At 61.0% G+C, this 17,254-nt stretch carries 15 protein-coding genes and 1 tRNA gene; 15 read left to right on the top strand and 1 reads right to left on the bottom strand.

Annotated elements, in window-relative coordinates; translation table 11 throughout:
* Nucleotides 1-7: 7 nt before the first annotated feature.
* The 3 genes from JNM85_00785 (at nucleotide 8) to JNM85_00775 (ending at nucleotide 2,647) form a co-directional block, all read left to right on the top strand.
* Complete coding sequence (locus tag JNM85_00785; protein MBL8086586.1) at nucleotides 8-481, top strand: 6-carboxytetrahydropterin synthase; 474 nt, start codon at nucleotides 8-10, stop codon at nucleotides 479-481.
* A 67-nt stretch (nucleotides 482-548) separates the two neighbouring features.
* Nucleotides 549-2,285: a Flp pilus assembly complex ATPase component TadA gene (gene tadA, locus JNM85_00780; GenBank protein ID MBL8086585.1), complete on the top strand. Its 1,737-nt coding sequence runs from the start codon at nucleotides 549-551 to the stop codon at nucleotides 2,283-2,285.
* A gap of 35 nt (nucleotides 2,286-2,320) precedes the next feature.
* The gene (locus tag JNM85_00775) at nucleotides 2,321-2,647 is read left to right on the top strand and encodes a hypothetical protein (protein MBL8086584.1); all 327 of its coding nucleotides are present in this window, start codon (nucleotides 2,321-2,323) and stop codon (nucleotides 2,645-2,647) included.
* Here the strand turns inward: JNM85_00775 and JNM85_00770 are convergent.
* On the bottom strand, nucleotides 2,644-3,945 hold the full coding sequence (locus tag JNM85_00770; GenBank protein MBL8086583.1) for a dicarboxylate/amino acid:cation symporter: 1,302 nt from the start codon (nucleotides 3,943-3,945) through the stop codon (nucleotides 2,644-2,646). The genes JNM85_00775 and JNM85_00770 overlap by 4 nt on opposite strands.
* A gap of 49 nt (nucleotides 3,946-3,994) precedes the next feature.
* Here JNM85_00770 and JNM85_00765 point away from each other — a divergent pair.
* The 12 genes from JNM85_00765 (at nucleotide 3,995) to JNM85_00710 (ending at nucleotide 17,240) form a co-directional block, all read left to right on the top strand.
* Nucleotides 3,995-4,071, top strand: a tRNA-Pro gene (locus tag JNM85_00765).
* Nucleotides 4,072-4,186: 115 nt separating this feature from the next.
* The gene (locus JNM85_00760; GenBank protein ID MBL8086582.1) at nucleotides 4,187-4,930 is read left to right on the top strand and encodes a DUF2231 domain-containing protein; all 744 of its coding nucleotides are present in this window, start codon (nucleotides 4,187-4,189) and stop codon (nucleotides 4,928-4,930) included.
* Between the two features lie 25 nt (nucleotides 4,931-4,955).
* Nucleotides 4,956-5,627, top strand: a complete 672-nt coding sequence (locus JNM85_00755) for a hypothetical protein (protein MBL8086581.1) — start codon at nucleotides 4,956-4,958, stop codon at nucleotides 5,625-5,627.
* Nucleotides 5,624-5,959, top strand: coding sequence for a P-II family nitrogen regulator (locus JNM85_00750; protein ID MBL8086580.1), 336 nt, complete (start codon nucleotides 5,624-5,626; stop codon nucleotides 5,957-5,959). Before JNM85_00755 ends, JNM85_00750 begins: the two co-directional genes overlap by 4 nt.
* A gap of 110 nt (nucleotides 5,960-6,069) precedes the next feature.
* Nucleotides 6,070-7,821 carry a tetratricopeptide repeat protein gene (locus tag JNM85_00745; protein ID MBL8086579.1) on the top strand — a complete coding sequence of 584 codons (1,752 nt, stop codon included), beginning with the start codon at nucleotides 6,070-6,072 and terminating at the stop codon, nucleotides 7,819-7,821.
* A gap of 124 nt (nucleotides 7,822-7,945) precedes the next feature.
* Nucleotides 7,946-10,387, top strand: a complete 2,442-nt coding sequence (locus tag JNM85_00740) for an extracellular solute-binding protein (GenBank protein MBL8086578.1) — start codon at nucleotides 7,946-7,948, stop codon at nucleotides 10,385-10,387.
* A complete protein-coding gene (locus JNM85_00735; GenBank protein ID MBL8086577.1) occupies nucleotides 10,384-12,123 on the top strand; it encodes a carbohydrate ABC transporter permease in 1,740 nt (579 codons plus the stop codon). Before JNM85_00740 ends, JNM85_00735 begins: the two co-directional genes overlap by 4 nt.
* 48 nt (nucleotides 12,124-12,171) lie before the next feature.
* Nucleotides 12,172-12,627, top strand: a complete 456-nt coding sequence (locus JNM85_00730; protein MBL8086576.1) for a 6,7-dimethyl-8-ribityllumazine synthase — start codon at nucleotides 12,172-12,174, stop codon at nucleotides 12,625-12,627.
* A 5-nt stretch (nucleotides 12,628-12,632) separates the two neighbouring features.
* Complete coding sequence (locus tag JNM85_00725; GenBank protein ID MBL8086575.1) at nucleotides 12,633-14,984, top strand: endonuclease MutS2; 2,352 nt, start codon at nucleotides 12,633-12,635, stop codon at nucleotides 14,982-14,984.
* Nucleotides 14,981-15,394, top strand: coding sequence for a cytidine deaminase (gene cdd, locus JNM85_00720; protein ID MBL8086574.1), 414 nt, complete (start codon nucleotides 14,981-14,983; stop codon nucleotides 15,392-15,394). The genes JNM85_00725 and cdd overlap by 4 nt, the downstream gene beginning before the upstream one ends.
* 15 nt (nucleotides 15,395-15,409) lie before the next feature.
* The gene (locus JNM85_00715) at nucleotides 15,410-15,916 is read left to right on the top strand and encodes a hypothetical protein (protein MBL8086573.1); all 507 of its coding nucleotides are present in this window, start codon (nucleotides 15,410-15,412) and stop codon (nucleotides 15,914-15,916) included.
* Between the two features lie 58 nt (nucleotides 15,917-15,974).
* Complete coding sequence (locus JNM85_00710) at nucleotides 15,975-17,240, top strand: adenylate/guanylate cyclase domain-containing protein (GenBank protein MBL8086572.1); 1,266 nt, start codon at nucleotides 15,975-15,977, stop codon at nucleotides 17,238-17,240.
* The last annotated feature ends 14 nt before the right edge of the window (nucleotides 17,241-17,254 follow it).

The raw sequence follows: 17,254 nt of genomic DNA, 5'->3' as shown, positions 1-17,254 counted from the left end.
TTGGTTCATGGGAACCTACCGACTGTGCAAGCGATTCACCGTCGAATCCGGGCACATGCTGAGCAAGCACCCGGAGGGTTGCCGCTACCCGCACGGTCATAGCCGCACCATTGAGGTCGTGCTGAGCTCCAAAACACTCAATTCCCAGGACATGGTTGTCGATTTCAAGGCGCTCAAACTCGCGGTTTGCGACTACATTGATCGCTTCGACCACCGTACGATGATCCACCGGGACGATCCGCTGCTCAGCTCGCTCCAGTCGATCCATCCCGACAGCGTGATCGTGTGTGACGAAGACCCCACCACGGAAGTGATGGCGCGCATGATTTTTGAGCACGTCCAGGCCGTGCTCGTGACTGGATTCTCGGGCACAACGAACTCGGGGATAACCTATACCATCGATCCAGGCCGTGTGAATCTTGAGCGCGTCCGCGTCTGGGAAACGGCCACGAGTTGGGCCGAATACGCCGCCGAAGACTGAAACCTGGCAACTCCACCGGTCTCCTAAGAATGCGAGGGGGCCGAGATGAAACCTGGAGAAGCTACGGATGGCAGCAAAGAACCTTGGAGACCTACTCGTATCTCGGCGACTGATCACGCCCGAACAACTGGCGCATGCGAGGGAACTGCAGCGTCGGATGCCCCAGAGTTTGGGGACGATCTTAGTCTCGCAAGGTGTCGTGACCCAGGATTTGGTGCTCAAGGCGATGGCTGCCGAGATGCACGTGGGGACGTGGGACCTGAACAAGGATCGTCCATCGCGCGACGCGCTCAGTCGGTTGCCCGCGTCGGTATGTCGACAGCATCGATTTTTGCCAGTCCAACTGCGCGGCGACTTGCTGATCCTTGCGATGCATGCCCCGACGGATGCCGACGCGATCGAACTCGCCAAGAACATAACGGGGCTGCGCATCGAACCGGTGTTGGCGGCTTCGGATCGGCTTGATCAGTTCCTGGAGACGCTGCAGGAAGATGGTCGCGACACATTCCAAATGGAGAGTCACGTGGCTCGCGCGATGACCGAGTTCGGTGGCCGCGAGGGTGGTGACGAAGCGACACGGGCCGACCTCGCCGAAGAGGACACGCGTCCCGTGGTGGGGTTGGTGAACGAGATCCTCACCAACGCAATCCGAATGCGCGCGAGCGATATCCACCTTGACCCCTTGCCGGGGACCGTCAACTTGCGCTTCCGGATGGATGGGCAGTTGATCACGATCCGGGACATCCCGTCCGATCTACGCCAGATGCTCAGCACGCGCATCAAGATCATGGCGGGAATGGATATCGTCGAGACCCGGCTGCCTCAGGATGGGCGCATATCGGTGACACTCGACGGTCGGTCGGTCGATTTGCGCGTGAGCAGTTTCCCCAGCATCCACGGCGAAAGGATGGTCATGCGAGTGCTGGACCGTCAGGCGAGCATCAAGAAGCTCGACGACCTCGGCTTCGACAAGGAGTCGCTGGCGCTCGCGCGCAGCCTCATCCACAAGCCGTACGGGCTGTTCCTGGTGACCGGTCCGACGGGCAGCGGCAAGACGACGACGCTCTACGCCGCGCTGCAGGAACTACGCAACGGGACGAACAACATCATGACTTGCGAGGACCCGGTCGAATACGAAGTGACGGGGATCGCGCAGAGTCAAGTGAACGAGAAGGTCGGTCTGACGTTCGCGGAGCAACTGCGGGCGATCCTGCGCCAGGACCCAGACGTGATCTTGGTCGGCGAGATCCGGGACCAGGAGACCGCCGAGACCGCGATCCGCGCCTCGCTGACTGGCCACATGGTCTTTGCAACGTTGCACTGTAACGACGCGCTTGCCGCGGTGCCCAGGCTACTGGACATGGGGGTCGAGCCCTACTTGCTGAGCACCTCGCTCGTCGGGGTGATGGCTCAGCGTCTGGTGCGAAGCTTGTGCCCCGACTGCAAAGAGGAGGCGAGCTTGGGCGCAAACGATGTGGAACTGTTCCGGCGCGAGCTGGGCGCAGTCTCGGTACCGAAGACGTACACGTCCAGCGGTTGTGAGTCGTGCTACTCGACCGGCTTCCGAGGTCGTCAAGCCGTCATCGAACTGCTGCCCGTGAATGCCACGCTTGCGGGGCTGATCGCCGAGAAGGCGCGCATGGATCGGGTCCGCGCGGTCGCGGATGAGTGCGGCTACTCCACACTCCAGCAGGATTCGCTCCGGCGCGTGCTCCGGGGCGAAACCAGCCTGGACGAGGCACGCCGAGTGGTCTTCTTCGATTCGTTGCCTTCGGCTCCGTCCAGCTTGCGCGCAGCAGCCTAGGCGAGGGAGTATCATGGGGGCGCGGAACTGCATCTATGCGAAGTGGGCGCGACTGGGTCGGGAGTTTGGTGGGAATCGGTACCTTCGTACTGGGCATTGTCCTGCTTGCCGTGACTTTCAAGATCGCTATAGAACTGTTTAGCACGCCTCCCGAGGTGGCCGTCGGCATTAAGAAGGGCGAACCCATCGACGTCGGTGCGACTGCGCGGCTGGGGATGTGGCTGACCATGCGGGTGGTGATGCTGCTCCTGATGTGCTTCATCAGCAGCGTGATCACGAGTCGGGGGATCAAGCTGTATTCGGCGCGGCGCGAGGCCGCACCAGACCCAGCTCCGACTCCGACTTCTAGCGAACCCAGCTAATCCAGAAGCGCTGGTTCCGATTTCGCTTCCCAAGTGCTCACGCACGTGGCGATGACCATGTCTCCAGTGACGTTCAAGACCGTGCGGCTCATATCGAGGATCCGGTCGATCCCCAGACAGAGTCCAATCGCTTCGGCTGGTACACCGATCTTCACGAGGATGATCGCGATCATCGGCCAAGCACCGCCCGGGACGCCCGCGGTGCCGACTCCAGCGAGGATGGCCAGGCCCATCACCATCGCCTGCTGACCCAGGTCGAGCGACACCCCGAAGAACTGAGCGAGGAAGAGGATGGTGATGCCTTCGAAGAGCGCGGTGCCGTTCTGGTTGGCGGTTGCACCGATGGTGAGGACGAAGGAGCTGATGCTGGTGGGTAGGCCGACTTGGTCGCGTGCGGTGGTGAGTGCAGTCGGGAGGGTGGCGTTACTGGAGCTTGTGGCGAAAGCGGTGAGCATGACCTCGCGGATCGACCGGAAGAAGGCGATGGGCGAACGGCGCGCGATGAATTTGAGGGCGAGGCTGTACACGCCGAACTGGTGGATGGCGAGAACCGCGAGCACGAGCAAGGCGTATTTGCCGAGCGCGAGGAATGCGGAGACCCCAAGGGTCGCTGCCGTACCAAAGATGAGCGCGAACACGCCGATGGGCGCAAACGACATTGCCATCTCTACGATCTTGAGGCTGATGGCGAAGAGCCCTTCCAGGAAGGCTCGCACGGGCATGGCCTTCTCTTGTTCGATACCGGCGAGGGCGATCCCGAAGATGAGGGCGAACACCATGAAGGGCAGGATGCCGCCCTCCAGCGCCTTGACCGCCGAATCGAGCGGGTTTCTGGGGATGAGATCCACGATGGTGTCCGCGGCGGACTTGGCTTGCTTGGCCTGATCGACGTTCTTAGTCACATCGGCAGAGGGCGCATAGTGTGAGATCAGCTTCTGCCGCTCGGCCTCGGGCAGCCCATCGCCCGGACGCACGAAGTTGACGGCAGCGAGACCTAAAACGACTGCGGTACCGCTCAGCAGCAGGGTCAACGCGAGGGAGCGCAAGCCAATGCGGCCCACGCGGCTGGCCTCGCCAATCTCGGCCACGCCCAGCACCAGTGCCGAGAAGAGGAGAGGCACCACGACCATGAAGATCATGTTCAGGAAAATCTTGCCGACGGGGCTGCTGAAGTTCTTGATGAAGCTCTGGAGACCTGGGTGGTCGGACCCAAGCGTCATCTGGCACACGGCTCCGACGAAGGCTCCGAGAAGGAGAGCCCACAGAACCCTCGCATGCTTGCCGCGTGGCGCGTTCATGGGGACCATTCTAGCGCAATGGCGACCGGGTATCATCAGCGCACTTCACCGGGATGTAGCTCAGTTTGGTAGAGCGCTGCGTTCGGGACGCAGAGGTCGTGGGTTCGAATCCCGCCATCCCGACCAATAGGTTCAAAAACGCAAGTTTGGTTGTCAGGCATCCTAACCTGACCTGTTGTCAAATTCGACAATTCAGCATTTGTTGCGAAACTCGCGGCTTCAACGTTGTATTCTGCGCCTCATGCGTCTCGTGATGATCGTGGCTCTGGCAGCCCTGAGTGCGTTCGCCAACGCAACTCCCAAGATCCGGGGCGATTTTCTCCGGGTGGCCAAGGTCAATGCTGGCTCGGAGATCGAGCGAGTGGAGTGCATTCTTTGTCACGTGCGCCCGCCGCGGCGCAATGCTTTCGGTCGCGCAGTCTACGATGAGTTAAGGCGGCAGCCCGGTGAGCGCGTCACCGAGGAGTTGATTCGAGCGCTTGCGCTCAAAGACTCAGACGGCGACGGGGTCAAGGACATGGATGAGATCAACCAAGGCAGCCTGCCGGGCGATCCCGCTTCGAAGACTCCCAACGGTGGTGGCAAACAACCGCTGATTCCAGCTCACTCGTTCCACCCGCTCATCATCCACTTTCCGATCGCGCTGTTCCTTTTTGGCGCGTTCCTGGAGTTCCTGGGCAAGCACCGCGGCTCCGAGGAACTGCGTCGTGCGGCGCTGTGGAATCTCGGATTTGGCGCAATATCCTCGGTCGTGGCAGTCGCAACGGGTCTGGTGGCGCTTTTCCGCGAAGGGCGGGGGTTTGAGGGTATCGCCCTCACACATTTGATCTTAGGAGCGAGTTCCGCACTCTGTATGGTCGGGCTGGTCCTATGGCGTCGCAAGCAGATCCTAGACACCGGACTTTACTGGGCGCTGCTGGTGACGGTGGCTGTGCTGACCGGGGTCGCAGGTCACTTCGGCAGCATGATCGTCCGTGGGAGCTGAACGGGCATAATGGGGGAGTCCTCCCATGTACGTCACCCCGTACTTCCCCGAGCCTGAAGCGGTCGCTGGCAACATTGCGGCGGAGAATTACGACGTGCGTCTGGCGTTCATCCGGCGCGTGATGTTTTACACGTGGTGCTCGGTGGCGGGACTCTGCGCGGTATCCGCCTTTCCACTGCAGGCGGTGCCCAGCGAGACCAGTTGGCTTCTGGTGCTGGGGGGATTGCTGCTGCTGACTGCCGCGCGGCGTTGGAAGAGCGGGGGAATGGCTGACCGGCTGAGCGCGTGGATCGTGTTTCCTATTACGCTCGTTGCGCTTGGCCATGCGCTGGACTCATGGACTGCCTTCGGACACCTACCGACGATCTTGCTCGTTGCGGTGACGGTCGCGTCGCTGTACGTCCTGCTGTGCAAGCGAGATCTAAGCTTCCTGGGGATGTTCATGCTTGGGTGGCCAGCAACGATTGTCATCCTGTTCATCGTCGGTGAATGGTCAGGAACCGCCTGGTATGGACTGCCGAGCATTTTGATCGCGACCGCCGTGCTGTTCTTTCTGGTGTACGACCTTGCGAGCTTGCTCCAGCGACGTCGAGCAGGCGAAGAGGGGCTCGCGATGGTGGACATCTACCGAGACACGCTCAACTTCATCACCTACGGGTTCCGCGTGATCCACCACTGGAGGAACTTCAAGCTGTGATCCGGGTCACGTGCTTCTTGCGTCCGCATAAGCTGGAAGAGGTCAAGACGGCGATCGCCGACATTGGGGTGGGCGGCATGACGGTGAACGACGTGCGGGGGCGCGGGAACTCTGCCGAGCAGGCATCGCTACTCGGCGGCAATGTGATGGCGCTCCCGGTGCGGTCCAAGCTCACGGTGGTGGTGGAGGATGCGGACAAGGCCGAACTGGTGGTTCAAGCGATCCTTGAGAATGCCGGTACGGGGGCTCCGGGGGACGGAAAGATCTTCTTAGAGCCGATCGAAGATGCGATCCGCATTCGTACCGGGGAGAGCGGCCCCGAAGCGGTGTGATTTCCTGTGCGCGTTTGAGCGGAACTGCGGGCTAAAATAGGCGTTAGTAACGGGGGTGTCCCCCAAACGCCATTATGCGCAAACTTATCCTTTTTCTAGCACTAGCCCCCGTGGCAGCGTTGGCTTCGTCGGGGATCACCGCGACGTGCAACATCGCGGACGGAGCTACCGTGGGCGGCGAAGTTGCCTTCTCGATCGAGGCCACGTCCGATGCCTTGATTTCGGGGGTCGAATACTACGTCAACGGCGAGATCCGAGGTAGCGACGACAGCACTCCCTACGAGTTCAAACTTGATACGATTCGCGAGGCCGAGGGGCCGATCAAAGTCAAGTTCCATATTGGGGCGACCAACGGCGATCAAAAGGACATCATGCTGAACCTGGTGATCGACAACGGCCTGGGGAAGGGTGCCGAACACTGGGTCACAGAGGCTGAGAACGCCGCGGTCAACAGCAAGTGGGATGACGCTATTCGCTATGCCCGCGTCGCGCTGAAGGCCAAGCCGAAGTACAATCCGGCGCGCTTGGTGCTTGCTCGGTCCTACTTCGGGCGAGGCACGCTGGACCTGGCGCAGAAGTACGCGGAAGATGTCTTGATTGACGACCCCGCGAACCTGATGGCTCGCGACCTCTCCAGCGCGATCAGTCTGCAGAAAGCGTTCGTGGCGGGAAGCGGCACGCGCGACCGAAACGCAGCCTTGCAGGCGCTCAAGAGCGCGCTGGTCAGTGCAGCGCAGAGCCGTATACAAGTTTTTGAGACTCAGCTGAACAACCTCGGACCGACGACCGATGCCAACCGGCTTCAAGTTGCGAGCATCGCACTGCGCGCTGGACGTTACTCGGTCGCGATCGACGCACTCAAAGAGGTCTATCTGCGCGAATCGGACAATCCGGCGCTGGTGAACCGACTGATGTATGCCCAGATCCGCGCCGGGAAGTTCCAGGATGCGATCGGCACCGCGACCCAGTACATCCGCCGTGGGACTCCGAATGGCGAAGGGTATGGCCTCCTGGCGATCCTCTTCGACCGCGCGGGCGATGCAGGCAACGCCGCGGAGTACGAGCGGCAGATGGTCCTGAACGATGCGAGCGCACTAGGCGTACGACTCACCCAGGCTTACCTGGCGACGATCCGCAACAACGTGGAGGGTCTGCGCCGATTGTCGCAGCAGCTCGACTCGACGGTGGGTGAGAACGCCTTCGTCTCGTACTACTCGCAGATCGCGCGCTACCGGGCGGGCGACTACAGCGGCAGCAAGACGAGCTTCGAACGTGCGGCGCTGGCCGATCCATCGATCCCGGACCTGTACATTCAGCAAGGGAACCAGGCGTTGGAGATCGCACTGCAGCCGCAGACAGAAAAGCAGAACGTGGGCTACTACCAAGATGTGACGAGGGCTTACTACGAGGCCGCACTTGCGGCCAAGCCTGAGAGCTTCCAGGCGTTTACCGGTTTGGCGCTCGTGGACCTCATGCAAGGGAAGACCGACGCCGCGATCAAGAATGCCAAGCTCGCGATCTCAGCGGGCAGCGAGTATGCCCCGGGTTACTACGTTGCAAGCCTTGCGTTTGCCACGGTCGACCAGAACCTGACTCGCACGGAGCAGTCGGTGCAGAACCAGATCGCACTGGCCCGCAACAACCGGTTGAATGAAGAAGTGGACAAACTCACCAAGCAGCTGGCCACGGTTCGCTCGATGATCGACAGCAACCGACGGGAGCGAGATGCCGCGGTAGCGGGCTACCAGCGCAACGACGCCAAGAACCTTCGCGGGCTTGGGATTCCAGACCTTGCGCGCGCCTTCGGGTACTTCGCCCGTTTCGGTCGTTTGCCGCTGATCCAGTTGAAGCCGCTCCAGTAGTTGGTGGCTCTCGCGCCCCCCTCGGCCTGTGGCCGAGGGGGGCGTTTGTCTTTGTGGATCAAAATCCGGTGAATACGAATTCTAGGTTCGACAAATCGCTGCGAAAGATGTAGAATGCAACCAAATGAACGGACGCCGGTGTCGTGTTCTATTCGGTCTGCTCTTGAGCGCGCTGGCGTGCTTGGTGCCTCTACGGGCGCATGCCGAGGTGCAGAAACAGGACATTATTGTCTGGGGCGAGTCACTCGGTCCCGATTCGAAAGGCTTTGAGGCACGGTTGAAGGCCTTCGAGGCCGAATACCCTCAGTACCGAGTTAAGGTTTTGAGCATGGGTGCGGGCGAAATGAACCCCCAAAAGCTCATGACTGCCATCGTGGGCAATGTGCCGCCCGACGCGATTCGGCAAGATCGGTTTACCATTTCGGATTGGGCGAGCCGCAACGCGTTCATGCCGCTCGATGACTTTATCGCTCGCGATGCGAAGATCGATCCGCGCACGCCCACCCCCGACAAGTACTATCCCGCGCCTTGGAACGAGGCGACCTACGAGGGGAAGGTCTACGGGATCCCAACCGAGGCGGACGACCGAGTCCTGTACTACAACAAGCGGGTCTTTGCCGAGAACGCAGATGCACTGCGCAAGGCAGGTCTCGATCCGACCCGACCTCCTCGCACCTGGAGCGAAGTTCTGGCCTACGGCAAGGTCTTGACCAAGTTTGGCCCCAATGGAGAACTTGAACGAGCGGGTTGGGTGCCGAACTACGGCAACACTTGGCTCTACCTCTTCAGTTTCCAGACGAACGCTTCGTGGATAAGCCCGGACGGTCGCACCTGTACCATGAACTCGCCAGAGACGCGCGAGGCGCTCCAGTTTATGGTGGATGGCTACGACCAACTCGGGGGCTATGCCGAGGCGCAGAAGTTCCAATCGACGCTGCGTGGAGGGCCCGACGACCCGTTCATCACTGGACGTATCGCCATGAAGGTCGATGGAGACTGGATCATCAGCGGTTTGGCAAAGTACGGGCCGGACCTCGACTTTGCAACCGCCCCCGCCCCCATTCCCGACGACCGCTACAAGGGCGTGGGTCGCTACGCGGGCGAGAAAGACAAGTTCATCACCTGGGTGGGCGGTTTCTCGATGGCGATTCCGCGCGGTGCTCGCAATGCCGAAGGTGCGTGGCAGTACATCAAGTTCATGTCGAGCTTGGAGGCGTACCGCATCGACTTACGCGCGCAGGGCGACTGGGAGAGGCGCCGCGGGCGGGTCTGGGTTCCCCGGATTCGGGCACGGATCGAACAGAACGTGGCGAACCTCACCGAGTTCGCTCCCAAAGGGCCGAACTTCTTGCAAGCGATGCGCACCCACGTGGAGATGATGCCTTACGCCAGGATCAGACCGGCTACTCCCGTCGGCCAAACGCTGTGGGATGAGCAGGTCCGAGCCATGGAATTTGCCGCTCTGAAGCAGAGGACTCCCGAGGAAGCACTCGAAATTGCCCAGAGCGTCGTTCAGCGCGATCTCGATGAGGTCTACGCCAAGGACAATTACCCCAAGGTGAGCATGGCGATCCCAGCGTGGATCGGTGTGTTCGGTGCGGTCGTGGGACTGGCGATCTTCGTCGCTCGGTACAAGGCCCAGGGCTACGGTCCGCTTGCGCGCCACGAATCAAGGTGGGGATTCATCTTGATCGCTCCGTGGCTCGTAGGCTTCCTGGGGCTGACGCTCGGTCCCATGTTGGCCTCGCTGTTCTTCAGCTTTACGCAGTACAACGTCCTGAGCGATGCCCACTGGGTTGGGCTGCAGAACTACCAAGTGATGCGGGAGGACAAGCAGGAACTCCTAACCAAGGCGTTCATGAACGTCATCTACCTGGGCGGCGTCGGCGTCCCGCTGGGGATCATCACGGGGCTGGCCATCGCGTTGTTGCTGAACTCTGCGGTTCGCGGGATGAAGTACTACCGCACGCTGTTTTATATGCCCAGCATCGTTCCCGCCGTTGCCACGGTGGTGCTCTGGATCTTCATCCTCAACGCAGACCCGAAACGTGGTCTGATCGCCGGAGCGTGGACGAACTCGATCACGACCTGGTTCGGGGTCGCGCCTCCTGGGTTCTTGAGCGTGGCAGAGTGGACCAAGCCATCGCTCATCTTGATGGGACTTTGGGGAGCAGGCGGTGGCATGATCCTTTGGCTTGCGGGCCTGAAGGGGATCCCCACGACCCTGTATGAGGCCGCGTCGATCGACGGCGCCACGCCGAAGCAGCAGTTTTGGAACATTACGATTCCTCAGCTTTCGCCGCTTATCTTCTTCAACACGGTGATGGGATTCATTGGTGCGCTTCAACAGTTCGACACGGCGTACATCATCACTGGAGGAACGAGCGCAGGACCGTCCGACTCACTCCTTACACCGGTGTATCTCTTGTTCAATTCGGGGTTCAGGGCGTTCAAGATGGGTTACGCCAGTGCGCTCGCTTGGGCGATCTTCGCGATCATCATGCTCATCACTGCACTGCAGTTCTGGCTTAGCAGACGCTGGGTCCACTACGAGGGGTTGAAATGAATCCGGGTCTGTTTTATGTTCTGGGGACGCTGGCGACTTGGTTTGGGTTTGTCCTAGTCTTCCTTGCCATTGCCCACTTGATGCGGATGGTCTTCCGCCCAATCGGTTATTCGCCGGAGACGGCCCAACGCGGGGTGATCATGAACGGCGTGGTGGGCGGAGCGCTCTTGCTTGTCTCCCAGGTGGTTCAACTGCCTTTGGGTCGAGAGGCTCCGTCTGGAATCCACCTGCCGATTGCCTGGGTGCTCATGCCTTGGTCAGGCTGGCTTGCGCTGGTTTCGGTCTTCTTTATCATTGCTCGGCTTGTGCAATCCACGACAGCGATCACCGCCGCGGAGCGCTCAAAGAAGCTGACGGCAGCAGGGCTTTGGTTGGTCGCGGGTGTGATAGGAGTGTGGCAATTCTCCAAGAGCGGCGAGCAAGCGACCTACTTCCGCGGCGCGATCCCGATGTCCGCATCATTCGTTGCCTGTTCGATCGGCTTGGCCATAGCCGCCGCAGCCGCCATGGCTTGGACGAGCAAGCGCACGGCGACTCGCGGCATCACCAAGAATGTGCTCACCGTGGCGGCCCTGGTGGTCGGGTCCATTATCTTCGGAATCCCATTTGCCTGGCTACTCCTGAGCAGTTTCAAAGAAGACAAGGACATCGCACAGGCCGATGCGCTCCGGTGGCAGCCTTTGGTGACTCGGCAGATGGACTACATGGATCCGAAGAGTCCGCTCTTCGAAACCAAGATCGACGGTCAGACCGTGCAAGCCGCGATCATGGAGACCGTCGCGCCCGGGCGGGTGAAGATCGATATCAACAAGCCCATGGCCATGAGGGGGCAAACAAGCATCGTCGATCGGTCCTCGCTCAAAGAGATTCCGAAGCAAGTGCCGATGGTGACCAGCACCGTGCAGGGCACTCCCGTGACCGGATTCGTGACCGAGGAGTTCGAAGACGGTCGCCGGCGCATGCAGATCACATCCCCTGCCTCGATGAAAGGGCAGGAACTGGTGGGCGTTGCTTCGGAGATCAAGGACGTCCGCGAGCCAGGGCTGCGGTGGCAGAACTACCCCGATGCGCTCGACTTTCTTCCTCCCGACACCGCGAAGGGCCTGCTGTACCTGAAGAACACGCTGATCCTAGTCGTGCTGACCGTTCTTGGTGTTCTCGTGAGCAGCACGATGGTGGCGTACGCCTTTGCTCGTCTGCGGTTCTACGGAAAGAACTTCCTCTTTGGTGTAATGCTTAGTACGATGATGCTGCCGGGAGCGGTCACCATGCTGCCCCAGTTCCTCATCTACAGAAGCATCGGGTGGATCGACACGCTCTATCCGCTCTGGGTGCCCGCGTTCTTTGCGGGGGCGTTCAACGTTTTCCTGTTGCGTCAGTTCATTGCGCAAATCCCCATGGAGCTTGAGGATGCGGCCAAAGTGGACGGCTGTACTTACCTTACGACGCTGTGGCAGATCATGGTCCCGCAGATCAAACCTGCGCTTGCAGCCATTTCGGTCATGACCACGCTGGGCACTTGGAACAACTTCATGGGACCGCTGATCTACATCAGCTCGCCCGACAGGATGCCGATTGCTTACGGGCTGCAGTTGTACAGCAGCAGCCGGGGTGGGGAGCCTGCGCTCCTGATGGCCGCTACGACGATGTCCGTGCTGCCGGTTATCCTGTTGTTCTTCTTCGCCCAAAAGTACTTGATCGAAGGGGTGACGCTCAGCGGTCTTGGCGGTCGGTAGCGCACTCTCGTTCGAGTTTGGCCCTTCAGCACGCCATACTAAGAGAGGATGGTACGCATTGAAGCGCAAATGAGCGCGGCAGGCAAGCGCGTGGGCGTTGTGGTCAGCCGCTGGAACGAGTTGGTCACCAAGGAACTCCTTGAGGGGGCTTTGGAGACGTTGCGCGCGCACGGCGATCCGGAAGTGGTTTTGGTACAAGTCCCTGGCACATGGGAGATTCCGCCCGTCGCAAAGGCGCTCATTGAGAGGCGCGAATGCCACGGCGTCGTCGCCCTGGGTTGCATTTTGCAGGGGGCCACGACGCACGCGGCACTCCTAGCGGGCGATGTGAGTGGCGCGCTCATGAACCTGCAGACGAGCAGCGGCCGGCCCATTACCTGGGGGATCTTAACCCCCGAGAATCAAGAGCAGGCGCTAGAGCGAACCGGCATGAAGCTCGGTCACAAAGGTCGGGAAGCCGCTGGCGCTCTGGTTGAGATGATGAGCCTGCTCGACCAGATCTAATCGCCATGTCCACCGACCCCCTCCCGCACGCCTATCGGGTTCTCGAATTCGACCTCGTGCGTTCGCGCGTGGCGGAACACTGCGAGACCGAGATGGGGCACGAACTGGCAGAGCGGGTCACGCCGCTCTTCAATCCTAAGGGGATCGAAGAGTTGATCGCCGAGACGGACGAGGCGTCGCAGCTTATGGACACGGACTCGGTCCCGTCCCTCGGTGGGTTGCGAGATGTGCGGGAAGCGGCCCGCCGTGCCGCCAAGGGCGGAACGCTGGATGGCGTGAGTTTGTATCGGATCGGCGTGTCCTTGGGGGTCATGCGCAGCCTGCGGACCGTGTTACGGGGGAAGTCGGACGGGTTGCCGAGGTTGTGCGCTATGGTTGAGGAACTCCCCGAGGCCCCCAAGACCGAGGCTCGCCTCATCGAGTCCTTGGATGGCGACGGAGAAGTGCGCGATGAGGCGTCCCCGGCTTTGGCGAAAGCCCGGCAAGCGAAGAAGCAAGCCGCGAGTCGGATGCTTGATCGGATTCAGAGTTACGTAAGCGGCAAGACCCGAGAGTGGCTCAGTGACGCGGTTTACACCACACGTGAGGGGCGCTACGTTGTACCGGTCAAGAGTGAGCACCGGGCTAAGGTCCGCGGCATCGTGCACGATTCAAGCGCGAGCGGCCACACCGTCTATATCGAGCCTGACGATGTGGTTCAACTCGGCAACGCGTTGCGTCAGGCCGAAGGTGCAGAAAAGGCGGAGATCGCGCGAATTCTGGACGAGCTTTCAAGTCGAGTCGGGGCAGACGGCGATGCCATTGCCCACGGCGTGCACAAGTGCGGCGAGATCGATTTCATCTTCGCAAAGGCCCGGTACGGGCACGCAGTGAATGGGTGTATTCCCAAGATCACGGGCGGTCACCACTTGCGGATCGTCGAGGGGCGGCACCCGCTGCTTGATCCGTCCATCGCTGTGCCGCTGTTCATCCACCTTTGCGACGGGCACGACGGCTTGCTGATCACCGGGCCGAACACCGGAGGCAAGACGGTGAGCATCAAGACGGTGGGACTCTTCGTGCTCATGGCGCAATGCGGCATGATGCTCCCCGCCCGCGAGGTGGACTTGGGACCGTTTACCCAGGTGTGGGCGGACATTGGGGACGAGCAGAGCTTGCAGCAATCGCTCTCGACCTTCAGCGGCCACATCCGCAATATCGCGAACGCGTTGCAGCAGTTGGTGCCGGGCGGGCTGGTGCTGCTCGACGAAGTGGGCGCAGGAACGGACCCCGCGGAGGGCTCAGCGCTGGCCAAAGCGATCCTGCTAAGCATCCAGGAATCCGGCGGTAAGGTCATGGCGAGCACACACTATGGCGAGCTCAAGATCTTTGCGTACAACACGCCGGGCTTTGTGAACGCGGCGATGGAATTCGACCTCAAATCACTGCGCCCGAGCTATCGGCTCATCATGGGGGCACCCGGGGCGAGCCACGCCTTGCGCATCGCCGAGCGGTACGGCCTCCCCAAGGCAGTGCTGGATAGAGCGCGGGATACTGCGGGGACTCAGCATCAAGAAGTGTCGGCAATGCTTGAGAGGCTCGAGGAGGCGCAGAAGCAGGCCCAGCGTGCTCAAGGGCAGTACGACAAGATTGCGCATCGGCTGAAGCAAGTCGAAGCCGAGGCGGAGCGAAAGCTGGCCGAGGCAAAGGAAGCCAAAGCAAAGGCGAGAGCCCATGCGGCCGAGACGATCGAAGACACATTGCGAGAGCTGCGACTGGAGGCGAACGAGATCTTCGAGACGCTCAAGAAAGACCGTCGGCCCGAGGCTTTTGATCAGGCTCGCTCGAAGTTGAAGCGGCTCCAGGAACGGGGTGGATCGAGCGCGAAGGGGCTCAAGCCGGAACCGATGCTTGAGAAAGCAGCCGCCGAAGTGCACAAGGGCGACCGCGTGAAGATCACCGGGCACACGCAAGTCGGCACCGTGCTGGCCGAACCTCGCGATGGTAAGGTGCAGGTGCAGATGGGGATGATCAAGATGAGCTTCCCCGCCTCGCAAGTCGAACGCGCGGATGCCGAGGTGGCAGTTCCCAAAGCTGTTTATCGCGAGAACTTGGGACTGAAGAAGGTCCAATCGGCCAGTATCGAATTGGTGATGATCAAGATGCGCGCGGAGGAGGCCCAAGAGGTGCTCGACCGATTTCTTGACGATTCCATTCTCGCAGGCCTGCCCAACGTTCGGCTCGTGCACGGCAAGGGTGAGGGTATCTTGCGCAAGATAACGCACGAAACGTTGCGTCGCCATCGTGGGGTCCGGAGCTTTCGCGAAGCCGAGCCGAACGAAGGGGGCGCGGGCGTGACGATCGCGGTGTTGACATGATCCCAACTGACCTCTTTGACGCTGCCGTGGTGGTTCGCGATAACGCGTACGTGCCGTACTCGGGTTACCGGGTAGGGTGCGCGCTACGCGGTTCCAACGGCACGATCTACACGGGCTGTAACGTGGAGAACGTCTCGTATGGGGCGGCCATTTGCGCGGAACGCTCTGCGATCATGACGATGGTTTCCCAAGGCTGTACGGAGATCATGGAATTGGTCGTCGTGACTGAAGACGGAGGCACCCCTTGCGGGCTCTGCTTGCAGGTGATCGCGGAATTCATCTCGCCTGCGGCAGTGATCTGGTGTGCGGGATCGACCGGTCATTTCGAGCGGTACTCGTTCGCGGATCTCATGCCCAACGCATTTCGATCGGACCGTGTCGGTCGCGCGACTGATGCGTCTGCTGAGTAAGCTATGGTCTTGCTCATGAATCGACGCTCGCTCGCTGTTTTGTTCGGCCTCGCGGCCATCGCGGTCACCGGTTGTGGTGGCGGCGGAGGCACTTCGGGTGGTGGCGGAGGAGGCGGGGGTGGCACCGACTTCAACATCATCGCCGCTGGAGGGAGCGGAGTGAATTCGGTTATCCTGCGCGGCCGTGTGGTGGACAGTGATTTCGGCACGCCGATCGGAGGTGTGCGGGTGGACCTTTACAGCGCCACGGGCTCGGTTCTCGGCTCGAACACGTCGAACAGCCAGGGTTATGTGGGATTCCAGACCAATGTCACCGCCGCTAGCGTGCACATCGTGCGATCTTCGGTGAACACCACGGCCTACTTCGGGACTTACCTTTACTCGGGGAGTTCCTACAGCATGAGCGTGCCCACATGCCGCGCGGGTCTTGGAGTTCTTGCCCCGGGGTCGGACATTACCTTGCCCACACTGCAGCTGATTCCGACCACCAGCGTTCCTCCTTTGCCTCCGACTTGTCCGTAGGTCGGGACTTTCGATGTGGGCCTTCGCCGTCATTCAGTAGAATACGGTCTGGCCCGCGATGAACGACCTCCGAACTTTAGGATCCGAGAGCGATGCCCAGGTGACTCCTGCCATGCAGGACGACATCCGGGAGCTTATTGCCATTGCGACCAAGCTGCGTGAGGATGCGGGCGGCGAGCTGGACGATGCGGCTCTCGCCGCGGTAGCCGAAGCCACCGGCGCACCGCTAGAGGTGGTCCGCGTTGCGATGATCTCGGCGCAACCCACCGAGAAGCGTAAGCGCACATTCATCGATCGGTTCAAAAAGTTCACGCTGTCCCTAGATCCCACCGTCCGGTCGCTGGTGACCTCAGCGTACTTGGGGGTCGGTTGCGGAGTCTTGGTCGGTGCAGGCAAGGCGCTCTCCGATCAATCGGGCTTCCTGGGGATCTTGGCGATGCTGTGCTTGCTCGGTGCGGCGTATAACGCGGCAATCGCAAAGGACGTCAAGACCGCCCGACTGGCGGGCGGCATCTTCGGGGCGGTGCAGTTCATGGGGATGGGGCTTGCCTACGCACTACACAATTTCCTCAGCAAGGAACCGGACATTTCCGGTAAGAGCCCGACACTGCTCGTTGCATTTGGCGCGATCGGCTTTGTCGTGGGCCAAGCCGCCTTTCACGCTTGGAACCGGCGCGGTGCGCGCCATGGTTTGGCAGAGCCAGCGGACGAACGTCGCAAGCTACTGGCTCAGCTGGTGGAACTCCAAGACAAGCTGCGAAGCAATGAGCAGACGATCTCGTTCCTCAGCTTGGACGTGGTGGGCAGCACTCGGATGAAAGAGTTAGCGGACCCGCTGGCGGTCGAGTTTACGTTTGGCGAGTACCACCGGTTCGTGGAGGTGGTTGCACGGAAGCATGGCGGCTCAATTCACTCGACTGCGGGCGATGGCGTGATCGTTGCCTTTGACTCACCATGGCAGGCGTTCCACGCTGCGCGGAATATCCTGGGCGGAATGCCGGAGCTCAACATGTACCGCAACAAGATCGGCATGCCGATGCGGTTGCGGGCGGGGATCCACCATGGGTCCGTCGTGCCGCAGGGCGAGGGTCTGCACAATATCAACTTCGCGCACGTGATCGACATCGCGTCTCACCTCCAAAAGGCCGCGCCCGAGGGCGGGATTGCCGTGTCCTTGGCGGCGGCGAACTTGTTGCCTGGCGGTGCCGAGTCCGTAGGCCCGGAGAAGGTGAATGTACAGAACGTCGATGCCCGCATTTGGACTCCGCGAGTCACGGCGATCCCCACAGCTCCGGGGGCTGAACCTCCACCGTTCCAAGCGTAAGCCAGTCGTCGGGT

This window comes from Chthonomonas sp. (assembly GCA_016788115.1).
Classification (GTDB): domain Bacteria; phylum Armatimonadota; class Fimbriimonadia; order Fimbriimonadales; family Fimbriimonadaceae; genus UBA2391.
Note: the sequence above shows the minus strand (reverse complement) of the source record. Positions and strands in the feature narration are given on the sequence as shown.

Bases quoted from the DNA above. Each gene is read 5' to 3' on its own strand.
- JNM85_00775 (MBL8086584.1), top strand. From the start codon at position 2,321: ATGCGAAGTGGGCGCGACTGGGTCGGGAGTTTGGTGGGAATCGGTACC.
- JNM85_00770 (MBL8086583.1), bottom strand. From the start codon at position 3,945: ATGAACGCGCCACGCGGCAAGCATGCGAGGGTTCTGTGGGCTCTCCTT.
- JNM85_00725 (MBL8086575.1), top strand. From the start codon at position 12,633: ATGTCCACCGACCCCCTCCCGCACGCCTATCGGGTTCTCGAATTCGAC.
- JNM85_00735 (MBL8086577.1), top strand. From the start codon at position 10,384: ATGAATCCGGGTCTGTTTTATGTTCTGGGGACGCTGGCGACTTGGTTT.
- JNM85_00785 (MBL8086586.1), top strand. From the start codon at position 8: ATGGGAACCTACCGACTGTGCAAGCGATTCACCGTCGAATCCGGGCAC.
- JNM85_00740 (MBL8086578.1), top strand. From the start codon at position 7,946: ATGAACGGACGCCGGTGTCGTGTTCTATTCGGTCTGCTCTTGAGCGCG.
- JNM85_00755 (MBL8086581.1), top strand. From the start codon at position 4,956: ATGTACGTCACCCCGTACTTCCCCGAGCCTGAAGCGGTCGCTGGCAAC.
- JNM85_00760 (MBL8086582.1), top strand. From the start codon at position 4,187: ATGCGTCTCGTGATGATCGTGGCTCTGGCAGCCCTGAGTGCGTTCGCC.
- cdd (MBL8086574.1), top strand. From the start codon at position 14,981: ATGATCCCAACTGACCTCTTTGACGCTGCCGTGGTGGTTCGCGATAAC.
- JNM85_00730 (MBL8086576.1), top strand. From the start codon at position 12,172: ATGGTACGCATTGAAGCGCAAATGAGCGCGGCAGGCAAGCGCGTGGGC.
- JNM85_00710 (MBL8086572.1), top strand. From the start codon at position 15,975: ATGAACGACCTCCGAACTTTAGGATCCGAGAGCGATGCCCAGGTGACT.
- tadA (MBL8086585.1), top strand. From the start codon at position 549: ATGGCAGCAAAGAACCTTGGAGACCTACTCGTATCTCGGCGACTGATC.
- JNM85_00715 (MBL8086573.1), top strand. From the start codon at position 15,410: ATGAATCGACGCTCGCTCGCTGTTTTGTTCGGCCTCGCGGCCATCGCG.